The 20,304-nt window shown below is 69.1% G+C and carries 17 protein-coding genes and 2 pseudogenes; 13 read left to right on the forward strand and 6 right to left on the reverse strand.

Annotated features, from left to right (window positions below):
- A complete protein-coding gene (locus ACIA8X_RS30740; protein ID WP_399459642.1) occupies positions 1-1,374 on the forward strand; it encodes an ABC transporter ATP-binding protein in 1,374 nt (457 codons plus the stop codon).
- Between the two features lie 81 nt (positions 1,375-1,455).
- Here the strand turns inward: ACIA8X_RS30740 and ACIA8X_RS30745 are convergent, their stop codons facing one another.
- The 4 genes from ACIA8X_RS30745 to ACIA8X_RS30760 form a co-directional block, all read right to left on the reverse strand.
- A complete protein-coding gene (locus tag ACIA8X_RS30745) occupies positions 1,456-2,529 on the reverse strand; it encodes a FecCD family ABC transporter permease (RefSeq protein WP_399459643.1) in 1,074 nt (357 codons plus the stop codon).
- Positions 2,530-2,534: 5 nt separating this feature from the next.
- A complete protein-coding gene (locus ACIA8X_RS30750) occupies positions 2,535-3,587 on the reverse strand; it encodes a FecCD family ABC transporter permease (RefSeq protein ID WP_399459632.1) in 1,053 nt (350 codons plus the stop codon).
- A 194-nt stretch (positions 3,588-3,781) separates the two neighbouring features.
- On the reverse strand, positions 3,782-4,126 hold the full coding sequence (locus ACIA8X_RS30755; RefSeq protein WP_399459634.1) for a helix-turn-helix transcriptional regulator: 345 nt from the start codon (positions 4,124-4,126) through the stop codon (positions 3,782-3,784).
- Positions 4,127-4,368: 242 nt separating this feature from the next.
- Positions 4,369-5,235 carry a GNAT family N-acetyltransferase gene (locus ACIA8X_RS30760; protein ID WP_399459635.1) on the reverse strand — a complete coding sequence of 289 codons (867 nt, stop codon included), beginning with the start codon at positions 5,233-5,235 and terminating at the stop codon, positions 4,369-4,371.
- 299 nt (positions 5,236-5,534) lie between these two features.
- Here ACIA8X_RS30760 and ACIA8X_RS30765 point away from each other — a divergent pair, with 299 nt between their 5' ends.
- The 3 genes from ACIA8X_RS30765 to ACIA8X_RS30775 are packed head-to-tail and all read left to right on the forward strand — an operon-like array spanning position 5,535 to position 9,840.
- On the forward strand, positions 5,535-7,619 hold the full coding sequence (locus tag ACIA8X_RS30765) for a peptidoglycan-binding protein (RefSeq protein ID WP_399459636.1): 2,085 nt from the start codon (positions 5,535-5,537) through the stop codon (positions 7,617-7,619).
- The gene (locus tag ACIA8X_RS30770; RefSeq protein WP_393447277.1) at positions 7,619-9,475 is read left to right on the forward strand and encodes a PhoX family protein; all 1,857 of its coding nucleotides are present in this window, start codon (positions 7,619-7,621) and stop codon (positions 9,473-9,475) included. Before ACIA8X_RS30765 ends, ACIA8X_RS30770 begins: the two co-directional genes overlap by 1 nt.
- 11 nt (positions 9,476-9,486) lie before the next feature.
- On the forward strand, positions 9,487-9,840 hold the full coding sequence (locus ACIA8X_RS30775; RefSeq protein WP_393447279.1) for a peptidoglycan-binding protein: 354 nt from the start codon (positions 9,487-9,489) through the stop codon (positions 9,838-9,840).
- A gap of 823 nt (positions 9,841-10,663) precedes the next feature.
- Here the strand turns inward: ACIA8X_RS30775 and ACIA8X_RS30780 are convergent.
- Positions 10,664-11,653 (reverse strand): annotated as a pseudogene (locus tag ACIA8X_RS30780) (ArsR family transcriptional regulator); the annotation flags it as partial.
- 399 nt (positions 11,654-12,052) lie between these two features.
- Here ACIA8X_RS30780 and ACIA8X_RS30785 point away from each other — a divergent pair.
- From ACIA8X_RS30785 to ACIA8X_RS30825, 9 genes and pseudogenes are all read left to right on the forward strand, one after another.
- Positions 12,053-12,986, forward strand: a pseudogene (locus ACIA8X_RS30785) (ADP-ribosylglycohydrolase family protein).
- 391 nt (positions 12,987-13,377) lie between these two features.
- The gene (locus ACIA8X_RS30790) at positions 13,378-14,193 is read left to right on the forward strand and encodes an oxidoreductase (RefSeq protein ID WP_393447281.1); all 816 of its coding nucleotides are present in this window, start codon (positions 13,378-13,380) and stop codon (positions 14,191-14,193) included.
- Positions 14,194-14,251: 58 nt separating this feature from the next.
- Entirely contained in the window at positions 14,252-14,443 is a 192-nt protein-coding gene (locus ACIA8X_RS30795) for a hypothetical protein (protein WP_393447283.1), read from the forward strand.
- A gap of 148 nt (positions 14,444-14,591) precedes the next feature.
- Positions 14,592-14,828: a hypothetical protein gene (locus ACIA8X_RS30800; protein ID WP_393447285.1), complete on the forward strand. Its 237-nt coding sequence runs from the start codon at positions 14,592-14,594 to the stop codon at positions 14,826-14,828.
- A 202-nt stretch (positions 14,829-15,030) separates the two neighbouring features.
- On the forward strand, positions 15,031-15,621 hold the full coding sequence (locus tag ACIA8X_RS30805; protein ID WP_393447287.1) for a TetR/AcrR family transcriptional regulator: 591 nt from the start codon (positions 15,031-15,033) through the stop codon (positions 15,619-15,621).
- A 209-nt stretch (positions 15,622-15,830) separates the two neighbouring features.
- Positions 15,831-16,748: an alpha/beta hydrolase gene (locus ACIA8X_RS30810; RefSeq protein WP_393447289.1), complete on the forward strand. Its 918-nt coding sequence runs from the start codon at positions 15,831-15,833 to the stop codon at positions 16,746-16,748.
- A gap of 290 nt (positions 16,749-17,038) precedes the next feature.
- Positions 17,039-17,320 carry a hypothetical protein gene (locus ACIA8X_RS30815; protein ID WP_393447291.1) on the forward strand — a complete coding sequence of 94 codons (282 nt, stop codon included), beginning with the start codon at positions 17,039-17,041 and terminating at the stop codon, positions 17,318-17,320.
- A gap of 107 nt (positions 17,321-17,427) precedes the next feature.
- A complete protein-coding gene (locus tag ACIA8X_RS30820; protein ID WP_393447293.1) occupies positions 17,428-18,261 on the forward strand; it encodes an alpha/beta hydrolase fold domain-containing protein in 834 nt (277 codons plus the stop codon).
- 237 nt (positions 18,262-18,498) lie between these two features.
- Entirely contained in the window at positions 18,499-19,566 is a 1,068-nt protein-coding gene (locus ACIA8X_RS30825) for an alkene reductase (protein ID WP_393447295.1), read from the forward strand.
- Positions 19,567-19,764: 198 nt separating this feature from the next.
- On the opposite strand, the gene ACIA8X_RS30830 is transcribed toward ACIA8X_RS30825, so the two are convergent.
- Positions 19,765-20,265: a PaaI family thioesterase gene (locus tag ACIA8X_RS30830; protein WP_393447297.1), complete on the reverse strand. Its 501-nt coding sequence runs from the start codon at positions 20,263-20,265 to the stop codon at positions 19,765-19,767.
- Positions 20,266-20,304 lie beyond the last annotated feature (39 nt).

The following is a 20,304-nucleotide window of genomic DNA, read 5'->3' on the forward strand; positions in this document are numbered from 1 at the left end:
CTGCAGCAGGGCATGGTGCAGGGCCTGGTCAGCGTGTTGACGATGGGCGGCATCGCCGTCGCCATGGTGTTCCTGGACTACCGGCTGGCCCTCGCCGCCCTGGCGCCCTTCCCGTTGATCGCGCTGGTGACACCGGTGTTCCGGCGGCTGAGTTCGAGCGCGTACAAGGAGGCACGCGACCAGCTGGGGAAGGTCAACAGCTCGCTGCGGGAGAACGTCGCGGGGCTGCGCATCGCCCAGTCCCACGGCAAGCAGCACTCCACGGCGAAGCACTTCAGCGCCCTGTCCAACCTGAACCGGCTCATCCAGGTGAAGGGACAGCGCTACATCTCGCTGTACTTCCCGTTCCTGGCGTTCTGTTCGGAACTCTCCATGGCGCTGGTCGTGCTGGCCGGCGGGTACCTGGTGGCGAGCGGCTCGGTGACCACCGGTGTGCTCGCGGCGTTCCTGCTGCTGCTCGGCCAGTTCTACGGCCCCATCCAGCAGCTGTCGTCCATCTACGACTCCTATCTGCAGACCCGCACCAGCGTGCGCAAGGTCACCGAACTGCTGGCCACCGAACCGAGTCAGCGTTCCGCCCCCGATCCGGTGGCGGTGTCCGGCCGCTTCAGCGGGCACATCGAACTGCGGGACGTGACCTTCCGCTACGAGGGTGCCACCGAGGACACCCTCACCGTCCCGCGGCTGACCCTGGAGGCCGGGCAGAGCGTCGCAGTCGTCGGCGCCACCGGCGCGGGCAAGTCGACCCTGGTGAAGATCCTCGCGCGCTTCTACGACGCGGCGTCCGGCTCGGTGCGGCTCGACGGGATCGACATCCGCCGCTACGACCTCGCCGGCTACCGGCAGCGGGTCGGCATCGTGCCCCAGGAGGCCCACCTGTTCGAGGGGGACATCGCGGAGAACATCCGCTACGGCCGTCCCGACGCCACCGACGAGGGGGTCGCATCCGCCGCGGAGGCGGTCGGCGCGACCGCGGCCATCGCCCGGTTGCCCGGAGGGTTCCGGCACCCCGTGCGCCAGGCGGGAGGCAATCTGTCGGCCGGTGAGCGCCAGCTCATCGCCCTGGCCCGGGTGGCGCTCGTCGATCCGGACGTGCTGCTGCTCGACGAGGCGACCGCGATGCTCGACCTGGGCACCGAAACCGTCGTCCTCGACGGTATGTTCCGGGCCGCACGCGACAAGACGGCCCTCCTGGTGGCTCACCGTCTCACCACGGCCGCCAGGTGCGACCGGGTGCTGGTTCTGGACGCCGGACGCCCGGTCGAGTACGGCACGCACGACGAACTCCTCGCGGAGAACGGAGCCTACGCCCGCCTGTGGCACAGCGCGCAGTCGCGGCCGGGGCCCAGGCAGGAGGTCGAGTCGATGGCCTGACTCGGGCTCTCGCCGGAGCGGCGCGCAAAAGCACCGGGCGCCCGACGACCATCGTCGTGGGGGCCCGCTCGTGTGCGTGCGTCACAGACGGTGCGCCCGGCGCTCGCCCATCAGCAGCCACGCGAGGTACAGACCGCCGCCTATGCCCGTCACCACGCCGACCGGCATCAGCGCCGAGCCGGTCACGCGCTGGGTCACCAGATCCGCCGTGGACGCCAGCACGGCGCCCATCCAGGCGGCGGGCAGCACGTTGGGGCCCGGCGCCCGGGTGACGCGGCGTGCGAGCTGGGGTGCGGCCATGGCCAGGAACGGGATCGGGCCCGCCGCGGCCACCGCCATGGCGGTCAGGCCGGTGCCCGCGCTCAGCAGCACCAGGCGACTGCTCTCCGGCGGCACCCCTAGGGCACCCGCGGTGTCGTCACCCATCTCCAGCAGGGTCAGCCGGCGCGCGTATCCGAGGACGACCGGCACACAGACCAACAGGCCGAGCGCGGCGATACGGACGTCGACCCAGCCGCGGGCGTTGAGCGAGCCGATCATCCAGCTGGCGGCCTGCGCCGCCTTGCCGATGTCCGCGCGTACGTACACGTAGCTGGTCGCCGCCCCGAGCACCGCGGAGGCCCCGATGCCGACGAGGACGAGCCGGTAGCCGTGCACGCCGCGGCGCCACGCCAGCAGATAGACCGCGGTGGCCGTGGCGAAGCCACCGAACACCGCGCCGAGCGTGGTCTGCGGTGCTCCCGCGTTCAGGAGGACGATCGCGACGAGCGCGCCCGCGGAGGCGCCGTTGCCGAAGCCGATGATGTCCGGGCTGCCCAGCGGATTGCGGGTGAGGGACTGGAAGACGGCGCCGGCCATACCGGTGCCGAAGCCGACCAGCACGGCCACCAGCGCCCGGGGCAGACGCAGGTCGAGCACGATGAACTCGGCACCGGGCGGCCCGTTCCCGGCGAACGTCCGCACCACCTCGACCGGCGAGAGCTCGTAGGTGCCCGTGCCGACGGACAGCACCACCACGATCGCGGCGATCACGATCAACACGAGGCAGACCAGGGCGGTGCGCAGGTCGAGGCGGAGTGAATAGCGGCCCGCGCGCACCCGGCCGCGCCGCAGGTCCCAGCGGACCTCGGCGCCCTGTCGGGTCTTCTCCCCCATCAGGCTCACAGCTGGACCACCTTCCGGCGCCGTACGAGATGGATGAACAGCAGTCCGCCGAGGAAGGCGGTGACGGTGCCGACCTCGATCTCCGACGGCGGCACCACGATCCGTCCGATCACATCGGAGACGAGCATCAGCACAGGTGCGTACAGCGCGCAGTAGGGCAGCAGCCAACGCGGGTCAGGGCCGCAGAAGGTGCGGACGGCATGCGGGATCATCAGCCCTATGAACCCGATCGGTCCGCAGACCGCGGTCGCTCCCCCGCACAGCAGCGTGAGGGCGACGACGGAGAGCACCCGGGTACGCCGCACCTTGGTCCCCAGCGCACGCGCGTGGTCCTCGCCCAGGGCCACGGCGCCGAGCGGCCTGGCGAGGGCGAGCGCGAGAAGGACACCGGCCGTGAGCAGCGGCAGAACGGCGAGCAGCAAGGACAGGTCGCGGCCCGCCAGCGTGCCCACGGACCAGTACCGCATGGCGTCGAGGGTGCTCAGGTCCCACAGCTGAAGGCCGTTGACGTAGCCGAAGAGGGCCGCGTTGATGGCCGTCCCGGCGAGGGCGAGCCGGACCGGTGTGGCGCGTCGCCCGCCGCCGAGGGCTTGCACGACCGTGGCGGCCAGGGCGGCCCCGACGAGGGCGAACCACAGATAGCCCGAGAAGGAGGTGACGCCCAGGACGCTGATCGCGGTGACGACGGCGGCGGACGCACCCGCGTTCACGCCGAGCAGCCCGGGGTCGGCGAGCGGATTGCGGGTCAGGGTCTGCATGACACCGCCGGCGAGCCCCAGAGCCGTGCCCACGGCGATTCCGATGAGGGTGCGTGGCAGCCTGAGGTCGCGCACGATGGCGTCGTTCTCGGTACCCGAGGGTCCGGACAGGGCCGACCAGACCTGGTCCAGCGGTATCTGCTTGGTGCCGACGGCCAGCGAGAGGGAGATCGCCGCGATCAGGAGGACGAGTCCCAGAAGCAGGCCGACGGCCCGTACGGAAGACCGGGGGCGTCGTTCTGATGCGCCTTCGGGCTGGTACGGCGGGGCCGGCGCCGTTCCGGTGGTCATGTGCCCGCCTCCTCGGCAGCGGGCAGTGGGCAGCCGTCGGGGAGAGACACCCGGTGTCTTGCCGGGCACAGATCACATCCGATGAACATGTGATTAGCTTAGGCTAACCTAACTTTCACTGTTGACGATTTCGTCAGCAGTTGCGCTGCGCCTCCAGGCATGCGGGTACCTCGCCGTGGCGAACGGCACGGACGTTACGGCTTACCGCGGCGAATTGCCGTCGGCGTCTTCCCGAACCAGCGCCTGCAAGCCCGCGTCAGTGCCGACTGCTCGGAGAAACCCAGGGCGAGTGCCACGTGCGACATCGAAAGGGAGGACTCCGTGAGGTACTGGTGCGCGAGTTCCCTCAGCGCCTCGTCGCGCAACTGATCGAACCCGGCCCCCTCCTCGGCCAGGCGCCGCTGCAGCGTCCGGGGATGGAGTGCCAGGAACCTCGCCACCTCCCCCAGGCTCGCCCCCGCCGGCCCGCCGGGAGTCCGCGCCATCGCGGTACGGACGAGGCCGGCCGTGGACGAGCCCGGGGGCCGGATGGTTCGCATCGAGGTAGCCGGTCGCGATCCGGCGGATCGCCTCGTCGACATCCTGCAGAGCGACGGAAGCAGCACAGCCCGGGGTACGGCTCCAACACCGGCTACTCGGGGACGTACTTCGTCGACGGTTTACGCGGGTTGATGTCCGATCGAGCCGAGAGCAGAGCCTCGTACGGCTGCCGCAGGCTCTGGCGCGCACCGCCGCCGTACGAGGTGCTACGGCATGGAGAGAAGGTCCGCAGACCCCGACGTCAGACCTTCCGGATCCGGTCGGCGATCTCCGGCCTCGCCGTGAACCCGGCCGCCTTGTACGTGGCGACGCCGCCGACGTTGGAGCTCGGCGTGCACACGCGCACGCTTGACGAGCCCATCTCCCGCAGTGCGGCTGCCCCGGCGACGGTGATCGCCCGGCCATAGCCGCGGCCGCGGTGGTCCGTGTGGACGCCCATCGGCTCGACCAGTCCTGGTTTCCCCGGGCCGGCCGACCAGACCGTCACCACCGCCGCGGGGTTGCCCTGGTCGTCGTAAGCACCCAGGCAGCGGGCGTCGGCGTAGAACGGTGCCGCGGACATCTCGTGCCGGTACTCGCGCGTGGGCTTCGTGGTGTTGAACGCGGACCGCAGGACGTCGGCGAAGTCCTGCGCCTGCTCCAGGCCGATCTCCTGGATCCGCACGCCGGGGTCCTCCACTGCTTCGGCGAGGTCGCGGAAGAGCGGCGTCCACGGCTCGTCGACGCCCCAGCCCACCTTGGTCAACAGGTCGTGGAGCAGCAGGCCCTGCGGCGCCTCGATGGACACCGCTCCTTCCGGCAGCACGCCGCGCTCGGGCAGCGAGAAGTCCTCGACGAGCCGCCGCGCCAATTCCTCGTCATGGAAAGCGTCGGGGGCGACCGTCATGCGCACGAGCGTCGGCGTATCCAGCATCCCGACGGCGAGGATCCGTTCGTTCCGGCTCCAGGTCCGTACCGCCGCGGCCGTCTCGGCCGTTCCGAACCGGTAGTTCCAGCCGATGTCCCCGGGATGCAGCTGCATCGGCGTTTCGTCGTGCTGCCACTCCCGCAGCGCCGCAATGGCCTCGCGCACTCCGTCGGCCGTCGGCGTCCTCAGCACCATCGTCATAGCCGGGATCAGACACCCCGTCTCGGTGGCGTGCAACCGATTAACTGACCAGGCGCTTCAGGGTGACGAGGGCGGGAGGTCGATGGCGAGTGCGCGGCAACCAACCGCGTTCTGGCCAAGTCGACCTCGCTGAAGCGGATGCGGAGCATGTCGCTGTCCCTCGATGGGCTCAGCTTTTGCGGTCAGCCGCAACAGCATGGCCCAGCGTCGGCCGTTGGGCCAACGTAGGGCTCTCGGATCACGGAAGCGTTCAATTGGAACAAGCCCCGCCACGCCCCCATGGAAGGAAAGACCGCATCATGCCGATTGCCCTACGCCCTCGATCGGATTGGGCGCAGTACGTCACCGAAGATCCGCGAATTCTCTTACTCACAGCGATTTTGGGCAACGCCGCAGCAGTCGTGAAGCGTGCCGAAACTCCGACGGCGAACGAAAACTTGTGGGAGCCGTGGACGGGAGGTGTCTTCATTCACCACAGAGGGGAGGGCAAGTTTCAACCCGACTCGGAACGCGACTGCCAAGTGGAAATAGCAAAGGCTTGGGCGAGCGGATATCTCGATGTTGAGGACATTCACTACAACTTCCTGGTCTGCCCGCACGGGGAGATATACGAGGGTCGGGGATATCGTCGAGCCGAGGCCAATGCTCCCGGCTACGTGAACGGTGTCGGCAGAAACACCGGGTTCTATTCGATATGCGGTCTTCTTCGCTCAGAAGACGCCCCGACCCTGGCCATGCTTCAGTCAATGAAGGCGCTGATCTGGCATCTGCGGGCCGAGGTGTTGCTCACCCTGCGGGCGGGAGGCCTCCTGGTGCCCCATTCGCTGGGCTACGACACGGAGTGTCCCGGAAACCTCACCTCGCACGCGGAGGCGGGCTCCCAGATAGATCCCGGCATGCCCGTGGCCGGGAAGGACCCCGATGGGCTGCAGATCATTTCACGCGGCCAGTGGGGGGCCCGTCCGCCTCGCGACGAGGACTTCGCCTCACCGTCGGAGCGCACGGGATTCGCCGTGCACTACTCGGCCGGTCCGACGTCGCAGACTCCCCGGGCCATCCAGAACTACCACATGGACGGCAACGGGTGGTGGGACATCGGTTACAACTTCCTTGTGGACCGGTCCGGCCGAATATTCGAGGGCCGGGGCTGGATGACCGTCGGCGCGCATGCGACGGGCTTCAACACCAGCCATTTCGGCGTGTGCTTCATCGGACGGGACGGCGACGCGACCCAGACCGCCAAGGACTCGATCCGCAGCCTTTACTACGCCGCGAATGAATACGCGGGAAGGGCGCTCACCAGGACGTACCACAGCGCGATCGGCTCCACGGCCTGCCCGGGCAACGATCTGCGGAGTTGGGTACGGAACGGCATGCCGGGAACCACGTACCCCATCGTCGGCGGTCAGCCCGTGTACAACGGTGAACCCCCGAGCGACGGCTCGGCCGGTGGCCTGACCAGCGTCCGTTCCATCGCCTCGCAGCAGCATGCCGTCAACGGCCTGGGCTATTCACCGCAGTTGGACGTCGACGGCGTCTTCGGACCGCTCACCAACGCCGGAGTGAAGTGGCTCCAAGCCAAGGTCGGAGTCAGCGCTGACGGCCTCTGGGGCCCGCTGACCGAGGCGGCCTATGTGGCGTACAACGGCGGGAGCGGGTCCGACGGCGGCCTGACCACGATCCGTACCGCTGCCGCGCAGCAGCGCGCCGTCAACGGCCTGGGGTATTCACCGCAGTTGGACGTCGACGGCGTCTTCGGGCCCAAGACCGAAGCCGGAGTCAAGTGGCTCCAGGCCAAGGTCGGAGTCAGCGCGGACGGCCTCTGGGGCCCTGCCACCGAAGCCGCCTTTGTGGCGTACACCGGAGGGACGGCCAACGCGGACGGCGGGTTGTCCACCATTCGGTCGGTCAGGGCTCAGCAGTACGCCGTCAACGACCTGGGTTACACACCGAAGCTGGACCTCGACGGCATCTTCGGGCCCAAGACCGAAGCCGGAGTCAAGTGGCTCCAGGCCAAGGTCGGAGTCAGCGCGGACGGCCTCTGGGGCCCTGCCACCGAAGCCGCCTACAACCGCTATTCGGGCGGTGCGGGACTGGCCGTGGACGGTGATTTCGGCCCGGCCACCATCACCGCGCTGCAGTACGCCATCGGCGTCACCGCAGACGGCGTCTGGGGACCGGAGTCCAAGCGCGCCCTGCAACAGCACCTCAATACCTGGGCCGATGCGGGCCTGACTGTGGATGGCGATGTCGGCTCGGCCTCGGTGAAGGCCCTGCAGGGTCACCTCAACAAGATGACCGGAGCCGGTCTGACCGTGGACGGCGACTGGGGCTCGGGCACCACCAAGGCCCTGCAGACCGCACTCAACCAGGGGAGGTTCTGATGCGGGACGACGCGATGAACACCGCGGACGACCGGGCGACCGGCCCGTCCCGACGGGGCGTTGTCACGGGCGGAGTTCTGGCCGCCACCGGTCTCCTCGGCCTGGGGACTTCGGGAGCCGCCGCCCTGCCGTCGGCCGCGGGCGCGTCGGCGGGGCGGTCCGGCACGACGTTCCGGGGACTGTCGTCCTTCACCGCGGTGGCGGCGAGCGAGGCGGATGCCGTGACGGTTCCCGCGGGGTGCACCGCCGACGTCCTCGCCCCCTGGGGAGAGGCCGTGCGTGCGGCCGGGCCGCGATGGCGGGCGGATGGTGGCGGTACGTCGGCCGAGCAGGCGCAGCAAGTCGGCAGCCATCATCACGGCGTCCAGTTCTTCCCCTTGGACGACGGTGCCGCGGGAAATCGCCACGGGCTGCTGGTCATCGGCCACGAGGCGGCCGACCCCCAACTGCTGGGCGGCGAGGCCGACAAGGCGCTCGCCGCACAGGGCCTCACCGTGCTGGAGGTGCGCGAGTCCGGCAACGCGTGGAAGGCCGTGGACTCGACGTACAGCCGAAGGATCACGGGCGACTCGCCGGTCCGGTTCTCCGGTCCCGTGGCGGTCGACGGCAGGTCACGAGGCGTGCTGGCCTGCAGCGGGCACGGCGTCACCCCATGGGGCACCTACCTGGCCGCGGAGGAGAACTTCAACGCCGTCTTCGGCACCGACGACCCCGACTGGCGACGCGGCGAGAACGACGTCCGATACGGCCTGTCCGCCGACGGCTTCGGCCACCCCTGGCACCGCACCGACCGGCGATTCGACCTGGCAGCCCGCGAAGCGAGACCGGACGAATTCGGCTGGATCGTGGAGCTGGACCCCCGCGATCCGTCCTCCATTCCGGTCAAGCGGACCGCACTGGGACGCTTCATGCACGGCAGCGCCACGGTGACCGAAGCCGCCGACCGCCTCGTGGTCTACAGCACGGACGCCGAGGACGGCGAGTACCTCTACAAGTACGTCAGCAGGGACAACTGGCGCCGACTGCGCGACCAGGGCAGGAGCCCGCTGGACCACGGCACCCTCTACGTAGCGAGGATCTCTCCCGACGGCGTCGGCCGGTGGCTGCCGCTCAGGCACGGCCACGGGCCGCTGACCCGCGACAAGGGCTGGCACGACCAGGCCGACGTCCTGGTGCGCGCCCGACTGGCCGCGGACGCCCTCGGCGCCACTCCTCTCGCCCGTCCCGAGGGGGTCGCGGTGAATCCGCTCGACGGCGGCGTGTACCTCGCCCTCGCCAACAGCGCCGGCGGCTCCTCGTGCACCGGCGGGGCGGCACAAGGTGTGGCAGCCGCACGCACCTGCGCGAGGAGCGCCGACCCCTACGGGCGCATCATCCGCTGGCGCGAGGAAGAGGGCGGGGAGGAGACGGCGCCCTCCTTCCGCTGGGAGGAGTTCCTCGTCGCCGGTGACCCGGAGCTGTCTGCCGACGGTGCGTTCGCCGCCCCCAAGGGCCTCTGGTTCGGCACGGACGGAACTCTCTGGATCTCCACCGGTGTCTCCGGCCACGCCCTGAACGGCACCGCGGTGGCCTACCGGGCGGCCGGGAACAATGCCCTGCTGGCCGCCGATCCCACGACCAGAAAGGTCCGCCGCTTCCTCACCGCCCCGCGCGGCGCCGAGGTCACTGGAGTCACCGCAACTCCTGACGGACAAACGCTCTTCGTGAACATCCAGCACCCCGGCGAACGCACCACCCGGTGGGGCGCCCCGGACGCCGCCAGCCCCGGTGCGGTGAGCACCTGGCCGTCCGGGCAGCCGGGAAACCGCCCCCGCTCCGCCACTGTGGCTGTCCACCCGGTACGAAACCCGCGTTGAAAGGAATCGTCATGAACTTCAAGCCGGCCGCACTGTCAGCCGCCGCCGTCCTGCTCCTCGTGCTGGGAGCCTCAGCTCCGGCCACCGGAGCCGAGCCCGCACCGTACGGCACCGCCGCCGTCGCGGCCGACTGCCCCGAGGCCCAGAGCCACCCGGAGATCCGGCGTGGCTCCACCGGCACCGCGGTCAGGCACGCGCAGTGCATGCTCCAAAAGGGGGCGGGCTACATCAATGTGGAGATCGACGGGATCTTCGGCCGCATCACCGAGATAGCAACGAAGGACGCGCAAAGCCGGTGCGGCATAGATGACGACGGCATCATCGGTCCCGACACCTGGCGCTGTCTGCACGCCTTCAACCAGTAACCACCCCTGAGGTGTAAGCCCTCAGGAGGTTCTTGACGCGGCAGGCGTGACCGACGACTCGGCCACGCTTTGACTCGGGTGAGGGGCTTATCGCCGGTTCGTTCGGCGGCAATACTCACGGCGCCACTAACAACGGCTAACACAATGAGCCGAGTTGTCGGTGGGTGATGAGGCAGCAGGCGAGTTTGAGGAACGCTTCGTGCATGTCGGCTCGTCGTTCCCACCGGATCCGCGGGAGATCCCCCGACACAGCACCACCGTGCACCGTCGACGACACCTTCGGCTCCAAGTCCCAGGCCGACGCGAAGAGGGCCCGGCAGAACGCCAACGACAAGTGCGACGCGGGCCTCGTCGTGGACGGCCTGGTCGGCCCGCAGACCTGGCCGTACCTGCAGAGCCAGATCTGCTCCACCCCCTGCCCCAGGTCCGTCACTGCGGCTCGAGTACCGGCCGACAGCCGGTCTCCCGTCGGAGGTGGCGTGCGTCGGCGGTGTTGATGCTCCGCCGCGGTCATCTCGCCGGTCATGCGGCTGATCGCGGCGAGCATCAAAAGGGCGCGGCATTCGGCCGGGCGCAGCCGGGACGCCGGACCCCCGGCGGGCGTGGGCGAGGCTGGTGTGGCCTCGGCCTGCCGGTGATGGAAGTCGTAGGCCGACGCCCACGTCGAGGCGCGCCGACCGTGCGCGAGCACCTCGGTGCGCGTCTCCCCGAAGTCGAGCTCTGCGTCGGCGAGTTGCTGACGAACGTGATCGCGGCTCTCCGGCTCGTCCCGCGCCGGACCGTCGGCTCGGCCCAGGGTGCCCGTGACGTCCGCGTCGGCCTTGCGCAGGGCGGCGCGCAGCAGGGATGCGCCCGTGGGTGTGAGGGTGTGCAGCACGGTGGGGCCGTTCCGGACGGTGGTGATGAGTCCCGCGTCGCGCAAGGTGGTGGCGTGTCTGCTGGCAGCGGAGGCCGAGACACCGGCGGCGCGGGCGATCTCGCCGGTCGTGGCGCCGGCGGACGCGGTGCGCAGAGCGACCGCCCGGGCGCGCCCGAGCAGGTTGGTCAGGGACCCTTCGGGGGCGCCGGGACTCACGGGACGGGCTTCGGGCTCGTGGAGCAGCGAGTACCACAGTACGGGCGGCAGTCCCGGGTCGGCGAAGGCGACCGGCTCGCCCCAGTTGAAGTACGAAGGGACGAGTGTGAGCCCACGGCCGTTCAGATGCAGGTCCCGGTCATCCACCTGCTTGGGGTAGGCGACCTCCAGGACGGGAGGGCGCCAGCGCAGCATGGGCCCGAGTCCCGCGAGCATGCCCTCCACTCCGCCGTCGAGGAACCCGCGGCAGCGTGCCGCCCTCTCGGCCTCGATACGCGTCTGCACCTGCTCCTTGTGGGGTGCGACGACGACGTCGTAGTACGCGCGCAGCATTCCCACGAATTCCTTGCGCGCTTCCAGTCCGGCCAGTTGCCAGGCCCACGCAGGTGCTCCGGAGGTCCGGTCGAGGATGGCCATCTCCTCCATGACCCGTTGGGAAGGCGTAGCCAGAATTGACTCCAGTCCCACGTCCAGGCCGTCCACGGCACCGACCGGGGTGAGAAAATCCGGAAAGTAGGCGGCTCTTGGGTACAAGGGCAGCAATACACTCCTCAGGACGCGCTCCAGCCCCTTCTCCCGCAGTTGTTGCCGTGTCGTCCGGTACCACCCGGCGAAGGCCCACCTTCCCCTCCGGGACTGGAGCCGGTGCAGACTCGCGGAGATCTCGGAGAGCGGATCAGGAGCGGCGGCGAGCCGGGTCCTCGCCAGATCCACATCGGTGAAGTGAATGCGGAGCATGTCGTTCCCCGCAGTTGAGTTCGGCTCTTGCTCTGCAGCGCACCAGTGTTCGCTTGGCGCGGGTCACCGGACCGATTGTGGGTGGCGGCGGTCAGGATCCGATAAACGGAGGTTCAACGGGCATGCCCGGGGTCGTACGAACCCCGGACATCGGGCGCTGCGGGGACGAGGAACGCCTACGAGTGCAGCGGACTGCAATGACGGCTACCGGACTTCCAGGCATTGTGCGACAGGTACTCCGCAGTGATCGGGCCCGTAGACGCCGTCCCCCTCGATGTTCACCGGGTACATGGGGTCGGTCATGTTCTGGGCGTGCTTGAGAGCAGTCTCCGTAGCGGGCCGAATTCGCCGTCGACGTCGATCGACTGGCCGTAGCAGAGCTCAGCGGTCGGTGACGCCCTGGGCGGCCCCTTCGAGTTCGGTCCCCAGGAAGCATTCCCGCGCGGTTTGCCGCGCCTGGTGCCGGTGACGAGATGTGCGGAGGCGGTGGCTGGGACCCCGGCGAGGCCACCGACGACACGCAGATGGCCATCCTGGTCGCGGAGTCGCTGCTGGAGCGGGGCGGACTGGATCTGCCGGACGTCTTCGCCCGCTTCCAGCGGTGGGCAGCATCAGAACCGAAGGACATCGGCCTGCAGACCGAAGACGTCCTGACCAACGGCATGCCCTGGGACCTCGCCGCCGCGATCCATTTCAGGTCGACCAACGAGCAGCCGGAAGCGGCTCCTTGACGCGGACCTCGACCTCCGCGGTCCACTTCGCGGCCGCCGGCCAAGAAGCCACCATGGAAGCGGCCCGTCGGATCGCTGCCCTGACTCACGATGACCCGCGGCTTGGGAAGGCACCGCGATCTTCCACGAACTCATCCGCGTCACGTTCGAGGACACCGACCCCCTCACCGCGCTCCCGGACATTCTGGCTCTTGTCCACCCCGACCACCGCGGCCGCTACGCCACCGTCCTCGCGCCTGACTGGCACCCCGATCAGGCTACCGAGTTCAACGGTGCTGTCTGGCCCTGCCTGGGCTCCGCTGTCTGGGCCCTGCGCACCACCGTCGGCTTCGAAGACGCGATACGCGCGGCGATCGATCTCGGCGGTGACACGGACACCGTCGCCGCGGGTGACGGGCAGCCTCGCGGGGCCGTACTACGGCCTGGTTGCAATCCCCGCCCGCTGGCCCCAGCCGCTCCATGTCCCCCTCCCAGGCTTCGACGGACGGGTGCTGCACCTGGCAGATCTGCTCCACCTTGCCCACCGCCTCGGAGAAGGGCTGTTGATGAGAAAGCTGCGAAACGGCGAGCTGGTCGTATGGGAGAACGACCGGGGCTTGTAGAAAACGCTGTTGAAAATCCAGCCTGAGGATCTTCGACGAGGAGCACAAGGGCGGTTGGACCGTTCTGCTCCCTGCGTCAGCTTGTGGGGGCTACTTGCGCTGTCTCGCGGGGCCTGCCATGACAGGCCGCCTTGTTTCCTGGCGGTAGGGGTCTCTTGCAATGCACGCAGGACCGGAGCGCAGAAGGTCAGCCGGCGGTTCCGGCTCGCCGCCCGCTCATGACCTTCCCCGTGCTGCACCCCACGCTTCCCGGATCTTTCTCGAATTGCCTGACGGGACGACTTGCCATCGACCGACGACCCCCCTATGGTCGTACGAACGTAAGACATACGGACGTAAGGCATACATACGTAAGGCGTACGGACGTATTCCAAAACGAAGGGAGCTCGTGATGGCGGCAACTCGGCCGGTGGCACTCGTGACAGGCGCCTCATCTGGGATCGGCAAGGAGGCGGCCCGCGCCTTCGCCGCGGCGGGCTTCGAGGTGATCGGAACCGCTCGCAACACCGCGCGAGTCACCGCGCCCGCCGGGGTGGCCTACCTCGACCTTGACGTGACCAGCGACGAATCGGTCGCCTCTGTGGTCAAGCAGGTGATCGACCGGTTCGGGCACATCGACGTCCTGGTCAACAATGCCGGCGTCGGCGCCAACGGCGCCGCCGAGGAGTTCTCCGTCGCCCGGACACGGGACGTCTTCGATGTCAACGTCTACGGCATCATGCGGATGACCAAGGCGGTTCTGCCGCACATGCGCACTCAACGGCGCGGACGCGTCATCAACGTCTCCTCCCTCAGCGGGTTCGTCCCCAGCCCGTTCATGGCCATCTATACCTCGACCAAGCACGCGGTCGAGGGCTACTCCGGGTCGCTGGACCACGAGGTCCGCGAGCATGGCGTCCGAATCCTGCTCGTCGAGCCCGGCCCGATCAACACGCCGTTCGGGGACCACAGCATGCAGGGCGACACCCCAATGCCGCTCTACGCGTCGGGACGGCGCACGTTCGACGAGGTGCTGGCGAAAAACACCAGCGGCGGCGACGATCCCGCCGTCGTGGCCAAGGTGATCGTCGCGGCGGCCACCGACCGGAACCCGAAACTGCGGCGCACCGCCGGCTCGACGGCCGCAAGCATCAGCGTGCTCCACCGCGCCCTTCCGGCCCGGATCTTCGACCGCATCGTCCGCAGATTCAACCGGATGCCGAACTGACGCTCACCTTTCGCGTACCCGAACCCGCCCGAAAGCGACGGCGCGTCTTCGACGAGGGATGGCGGATGCGGTGAAGGAAGGCGACCCCCGCCGTCGCCGCCAAAGTGATCGTCACCGCGGCCACCGACAAGAAGCCGAAGCTGCGCTACACCGCCGCCCGCCGGCCTCACGCGTCACCACCGCGCGCCGCCTCGTCACCGCCGGCACGTTCGACAAGCAGATCCGCAAGAACAACCGCCTGCCCACCTGACACCCCGGCCAGACGTCAAGGGCGCCGATGACATCCAGGCCCGGCCTCACGGGCGCCGATTCCACCCACATGTCTCCCATGCACCCGGCATCGCTGATGTCGCCGAAAGTCGATTGGTCAGTCACTCGTTGATTTACCGAGGAGAGTCATGCAGCAGCAACATCAGCAAACGGCCCAGCCCAGTGCATCGAGTGCCCATGGGCCGCAGCTGATGCGTATCTCCGCGTCCGGAGAGCGCACGGTGCTGGTCACCGGGCAGGTGGCGGAGGCGATCAGCGGCAACACCCGTGGCAGTGACGGCACCGTCTACTACAGCGTGTGGGCCCCGGGCAACGCGGCCAGGAACGGCTTGTACAAGCTGCTTCCACCTACAAACCCGTCCTGACCAGCGCGAACGGCCTCGCCTCGCCCTCCGCGACCGCGGTCCGCGGCGACCGGCTGTACATCACCGACGGCGAGGTCCCCGAGCCCCACGACCCGAAACTGCAGACCGCGAGGATCAACTTCCCGGCTCTCCTTGCCAACGCGGCACACTGACCTGACCAGCGGCAGCCGGGGCACAAGCCCCGGCTGCGGCGGAGGAACGCATGGTGCGGTACGCGAAAGAACACAAGCAGAAGACAAGGCAGCGGATCATTGCGACGGCCGGTCGCCGGCTCAAGCGGGACGGCATCGACGGCTCCGGAGTCGCCACGCTCATGAAGGACGCGGGGCTGACCAACGGCACCTTCTACGCCTACTTCGCCTCCAAGGACGAACTCGTCACCACCGCGGTCGCCGACCAGATGCGCGCACAACACGCCAACATCGTCGCGCAGGCAGCGCCCGGCCGTGCAGGACTCGAACAGATCGCGCGCTGGTACTTCTCCCCCGAGCAGCGCGACAACATCGAGGACGGCTGCCCCAACGCCGCCCTGCTCGACGAGATCGCACGCTCCACGGATCCCACCAGGCAGGCATACACCGACGGCGTGCTGGTCCTCATCGACGACTTCGCCGCCCGCCTGGCACCTCACGATCCAGCGTCGGCGCGTCTGAAGTCACTCAGCCTCCTCGGCATGCTGGCCGGGACACTGCAACTCTCCCGCGCCCTGACCGACCGGCAACTCGCCGACCAACTCCTCGAACAGGGCATCCGCAACGCCCTCGCACTCCTGGATGCCGAGCAACACAACTGAGACGCCATCCGCGTACCGAGCAGAAGCTGGTCCGGTCGAACAAGGTCGGTGGCTCCCTCGACAACCGCATCCGCTTCGCCGCAGAGGTCGCCACCGCTGTGGCAGACGAGATCGGCCACACCGACTACCCCACCCACACCGCCTGACAAACCCAGGCGATACCGGCCCTGGCGGGCCTGTATGCCCCTAATAGTCCATGGAGGTACCAAATGTCTGAGCACGCTGCTGTTGAACTGAGTCCGGAAGCGATCCAATTCGCGGAATGGCTGGCCACAGGGGCGAATCCCCCGTCCGAGTTGGAGGCGACGCGCATCCAGGCGGAGCAAGTCCATCTCGCGGCCCGGGAGCCGGAAGGCGTCACCTATCGGGAGGTGGACGCGGGTGGCGTTCTGGGAATCTGGTGCGAACCCGTCGACGCCGACGCCGACTACGTCCTCCTGCACACTCACGCCGGGGGCTCCGTCCTGGCGTCAGCACACGTCGACCGAAAGCTCGCCGGCCATATCGCCAAGGCCGCCGGGGCCCCCGTACTGGTCCTGGACTTCCGGCGAGCACCGGAACACAAGTACCCGGCTCAGGTGGACGACGCGGAGGCGGCCTTCAACTGGTTGCTATCCGAAGGGTATGAGCCGGGAAACATCATCACGATCGGCCACTCGATCGGCGGGTTCATCGCCGTCGCCCTGGCGCTTCGCCTCCGCGACAGGAAGCAACTCCTGCCCGGCGCCATCGTGTCGATCTCCCCCTGGTGCGACCTCGAAATCGCCAACGAGACCATCGCGACCAATGCCGAGACGGACAAGATACTCAGTAAGGAACTACTGGAGTTCTTCCGGGACGCCTGGATCGGCGGCACGGGCATCGAGTTCACGGACACCCGGATCAACCTGAACCGGGCGGACCTGAGCGGTCTTCCCCCCACCCTCGTCTCCTGGGGAACGTACGAGGTCCTGGCCGGCGAGGACGAGGAGTTCGCCGCCCGCGTCAAGGACGCCGGAATCGACACGGCGACCGTTGTGGTCCCTGGAGGTCAGCACTCGTACGTCTACGGAGCCGGCCGCATTCCGGAGACCGACGCCGCCATCGCACAGATCGGCGCCTGGGTCCGCGAGAAGACCAAGATCTGACCGGGCGGTACAGGCGCGGCAGCCGCAAGAGCCGCGCGCCTGCCGGATCGGGACGGGGGGAACGGACGCGAACACGGCCTGCGATGGCGCGCAGGTCCGCGACGCCCGCGACCTCGTCCCGGTCCGGCAGGCGACGGCCGGGACGGCTGACCACGACGGCGGCTTCAGCTACGTGCGCACCGCCACGTGACCAAGCTCGCTGCGGTGGGTCGGAGACCGGCAAGCGAAGTGGTTCGGGGCCGGCCTCGCCGACGACATAGCGGTCGGAAGGCGACCCCGGAGCTCGGCGCGTGACTCGGCAGCTCACCGAACTCGTCGCCGAGCGCACCGACGCCGAACGCGACACGGCTCCGCGTCTGATGGCCGACGTGGTATCCGCCGCGCTACGGACGCCCGTCGAGAAGTGGGCAACGGGTGATACCGACGTCTCACTGCCCGATCTGATCCGCGAGAGTCTCACGCAGCTGGGCGCCGGCCTTCCCATCGTCGGTGTCGCACCGGCTTCACAACCGTCCCCACTCTCGACGCCGCCACCCGCCGGGTGGCCAGACGATTCCATACGCCCTCGATGAGGGGAAAGGACGAGGACCCGATGAGTGCCTTCCACCCCGATCTCAAGCGAGGTCGTTTTATCCCCAATGTGTCCTACGGACGTCTGTCGTCTCGCCTCGTGCGGAGCGTGAAGTGGCACGCGCCCTATCCAGGGCCGGACGTCACGGTCCAGGAGATCGTCGTGCCCGGGCCGAAGGGCGCACCGTCCGTCTCGCTTCGCGTCTTCCAGCCCACCAGCTTGAGGGCAGCGGCTCCGGCGCTGCTCTGGGTACACGGAGGCGGGCTGATCTTCGGCGCACCCGAGCAGGACGACCGTACGAACATCGCCTTCGCCCGCGAGCTCGGCATCACCGTCGCCGCGGTTCGTTATCGACTGGGGCCGGACCATCCGGCGCCCGCCGCGGTCGAGGACGCCTACGCCGCGCTGCGTGGACTGGCCGAGCGCGCGGGCGACCTGCACATCGACATCGATCGCATCGCGATCGGCGGTGCCAGCGCGGGCGGCGGAATCGCCGCGGCCCTCGCGCTGCTCGCCCATGACCGGGCCGAGATCCGCCCAGTGTTCCAACTGCTCCTCTACCCCATGCTGGACGACCGCACGACGACGAGAACCGACCTGGACACCCTCAAGGTGCGCGTCTGGACGCCCAAGAGCAACCGGTACGGCTGGTCGTCCTACCTCGGCGACGCCGTCGCGGGCCCGGGCGTCTCCCCGTACGCGGCCGCCGCCCGCCGAGAGGATCTCACCGGTCTTCCGCCGGCCTGGATCGGCGTCGGCACCCTCGATCTCTTCCACGACGAAGACGTCGAGTACGCGCGCCGACTGAGTGACAGCGGCGTCCCCTGCGACCTCGACGTCATCCCCGGCGCTTTCCACGGCTTCGACCTGGTATTCCCTAAGGCCGAGGTCTCGCGGGAGTTCTGGCGCCGGCAGGCACGAGCGCTGAAGGGCGCACTGTGAGGCCGACCGAAACGGCCCGGCTCACGGCCCCACCCCCCCGGGGCCCACTTGCACAGACCCTCCAAGCCGCATAACATTATGATCGTAATTCTATTGGCGCGCGCCGCCGCCAGCTTGTCCTGCAGGGGGCATGGGCTGCGCCATCGGGCCCAGAAGCAGAAGAGCCCGGTGACCCCGTTCAAACGGCGTCCGCCCCCGCACCTCCGCGATCCACTACCCACCATCCGAGGAATCCCCATGCTCAACGCCCTGTGGAACCCGACCGCCGCCGGAGAGATCCCCCTGCCCCACCGGCTGGCCATGGCCCCCCTGACCCGCAGCCGGGCCACCCCGGACGGCGTGCCCACCGAGCTGAACGCCGAGTACTACGCCCAGCGCGCCTCACACGCCCTCATCATCACCGAGGGCACCCAGCCCTCCGCCGACGGCCAGGGCTATCCGGTGACCCCGGGCATCTACACCGAGGAACACATCGCCGGCTGGCGCAAGGTCACCGACGCCGTACACAAGGCCGACGGGCGCATCGTCATCCAGCTGATGCACGTCGGGCGGATCTCCCACCCGGACAACACACCGCACCACCGGCAGCCGGTGGCCCCCTCCGCGATCAAAGCGGGGGGCCTCACGTTCACCGCGTCCGGGCTCCAGGAGATGCCGGTGCCGCGCGAGTTGTCCACGGAAGAGGTCGCCGCGACGGTCGACGACTTCCGGCGAGCCGCCGCGGCCGCCATCGCGGCCGGCGCCGACGGCGTCGAGATCCACGGGGCCAACGGCTACCTGGTCAACCAGTTCCTCTTCCCCAGCACCAACCAGCGCACCGACCAGTACGGGGGCTCCCTCGACAACCGTATCCGCTTCGCGGTGGAGGTCGCCACGGCCGTGGCCGACGAGATCGGCGCCGGGCGCACCGGCATCCGGATCTCCCCCGGCAACCCCTTCCAGATCAACGACCTCGCGGAGAGCGACCCCCACGAGCTCTACCCCCACCTCCTGCGCGCCCTCGCCCCCCTCAACCTCGCCTACCTCCACATCGGCCACGGCAGCGACGAGGAACTCCTCTTCACCCTCCGCAAGCTGTGGCCGACCACACTGATCCTCAACCGGGGCGGTGCCGACATCCCCACCCGCGCCAAGGACATCGAAGACGGCCTGGCCGACGTCATCACCGTCGGCACCATGGCCCTCGCCAACCCCGACCTCGTCGAGCGCGTACGCTCCGGCGCGCCCCTGAACACCCCCGATCCCCACACCTTCTACGGCGGCGGCGCGGCCGGCTACACCGACTACCCCACCCACGCCGCCTGACCAAGGACCACGACGCCCCAGCGAATCCCCGACCTCGGGCGCCTTGACACGACTGCGGCGCACGGCGGTCCGGCAACCCGCGGAGTTACGGGCCGCCACCGCCGTACGCCGCAGCTGTTCACCTCGCACCCCGCGTTCTGCGCCGAGGTCGGGGGAGTCCGGCATCGCCGCACGGACATCACCGGTCGCCGCCGGTGCTCACCTCCGAGCGGGAGGCACCGGGAAGAGCATGCAGCTACTGGTGGCGTGGGCGAACAGACGGCCCGTCGCGTCGACCAACTGCGCCTGAGCGAGGGCGGTTTGACGGCTCTTGTTGACCACCGTGCCAATGGCGCGCACCGTGCCCGTCTCCACGGTGATCCGCCGCAGAAACTTCACCGTCAGGTCGAGCGAGGTGTACGCCATGCCGCGTGGGAGGGTGGATTGGACGGCGCAACCCGCCGCCGAATCGAGCAGGGTGGCGAAGATGCCGCCATGCACGCTGCCTATCGGGTTGTAGTGCTCCTCCCCCGGGGTCAGGGAGAAGACCGCCCTGCCGGGCTCCACCTCGTCCAGGGCGAAGTCGACGGCGTAGTTGATGGGCGGTCCCGGCAGTCGCCCCGCCTGCAGCTCGCGCAGGAAGTCGATGCCGGCCATGCGTCCGGCGGCTTCCGCCAGGAGCGCGGGATCTTCCCATTGATACGTACGTGTTCGTCCCACGACCGGCGCCTTCCCATCTGGCTTTTACAAGTGAAGCTA

Source organism: Streptomyces sp. NPDC051738 (genome assembly GCF_044453205.1).
GTDB lineage: Bacteria > Actinomycetota > Actinomycetes > Streptomycetales > Streptomycetaceae > Streptomyces.

What these genes read in the sequence shown, in the direction of transcription:
- ACIA8X_RS30800 (WP_393447285.1), top strand. Translation starts at nt 14,592, where the DNA reads ATGCAGCAGCAACATCAGCAAACGGCCCAGCCCAGTGCATCGAGTGCC.
- ACIA8X_RS30810 (WP_393447289.1), top strand. Translation starts at nt 15,831, where the DNA reads ATGTCTGAGCACGCTGCTGTTGAACTGAGTCCGGAAGCGATCCAATTC.
- ACIA8X_RS30825 (WP_393447295.1), top strand. Translation starts at nt 18,499, where the DNA reads ATGCTCAACGCCCTGTGGAACCCGACCGCCGCCGGAGAGATCCCCCTG.
- ACIA8X_RS30760 (WP_399459635.1), bottom strand. Translation starts at nt 5,235, where the DNA reads ATGACGATGGTGCTGAGGACGCCGACGGCCGACGGAGTGCGCGAGGCC.
- ACIA8X_RS30770 (WP_393447277.1), top strand. Translation starts at nt 7,619, where the DNA reads ATGCGGGACGACGCGATGAACACCGCGGACGACCGGGCGACCGGCCCG.
- ACIA8X_RS30745 (WP_399459643.1), bottom strand. Translation starts at nt 2,529, where the DNA reads ATGGGGGAGAAGACCCGACAGGGCGCCGAGGTCCGCTGGGACCTGCGG.
- ACIA8X_RS30765 (WP_399459636.1), top strand. Translation starts at nt 5,535, where the DNA reads ATGCCGATTGCCCTACGCCCTCGATCGGATTGGGCGCAGTACGTCACC.
- ACIA8X_RS30795 (WP_393447283.1), top strand. Translation starts at nt 14,252, where the DNA reads ATGGCGGATGCGGTGAAGGAAGGCGACCCCCGCCGTCGCCGCCAAAGT.
- ACIA8X_RS30750 (WP_399459632.1), bottom strand. Translation starts at nt 3,587, where the DNA reads ATGACCACCGGAACGGCGCCGGCCCCGCCGTACCAGCCCGAAGGCGCA.
- ACIA8X_RS30790 (WP_393447281.1), top strand. Translation starts at nt 13,378, where the DNA reads ATGGCGGCAACTCGGCCGGTGGCACTCGTGACAGGCGCCTCATCTGGG.
- ACIA8X_RS30775 (WP_393447279.1), top strand. Translation starts at nt 9,487, where the DNA reads ATGAACTTCAAGCCGGCCGCACTGTCAGCCGCCGCCGTCCTGCTCCTC.
- ACIA8X_RS30755 (WP_399459634.1), bottom strand. Translation starts at nt 4,126, where the DNA reads ATGCGAACCATCCGGCCCCCGGGCTCGTCCACGGCCGGCCTCGTCCGT.
- ACIA8X_RS30805 (WP_393447287.1), top strand. Translation starts at nt 15,031, where the DNA reads ATGGTGCGGTACGCGAAAGAACACAAGCAGAAGACAAGGCAGCGGATC.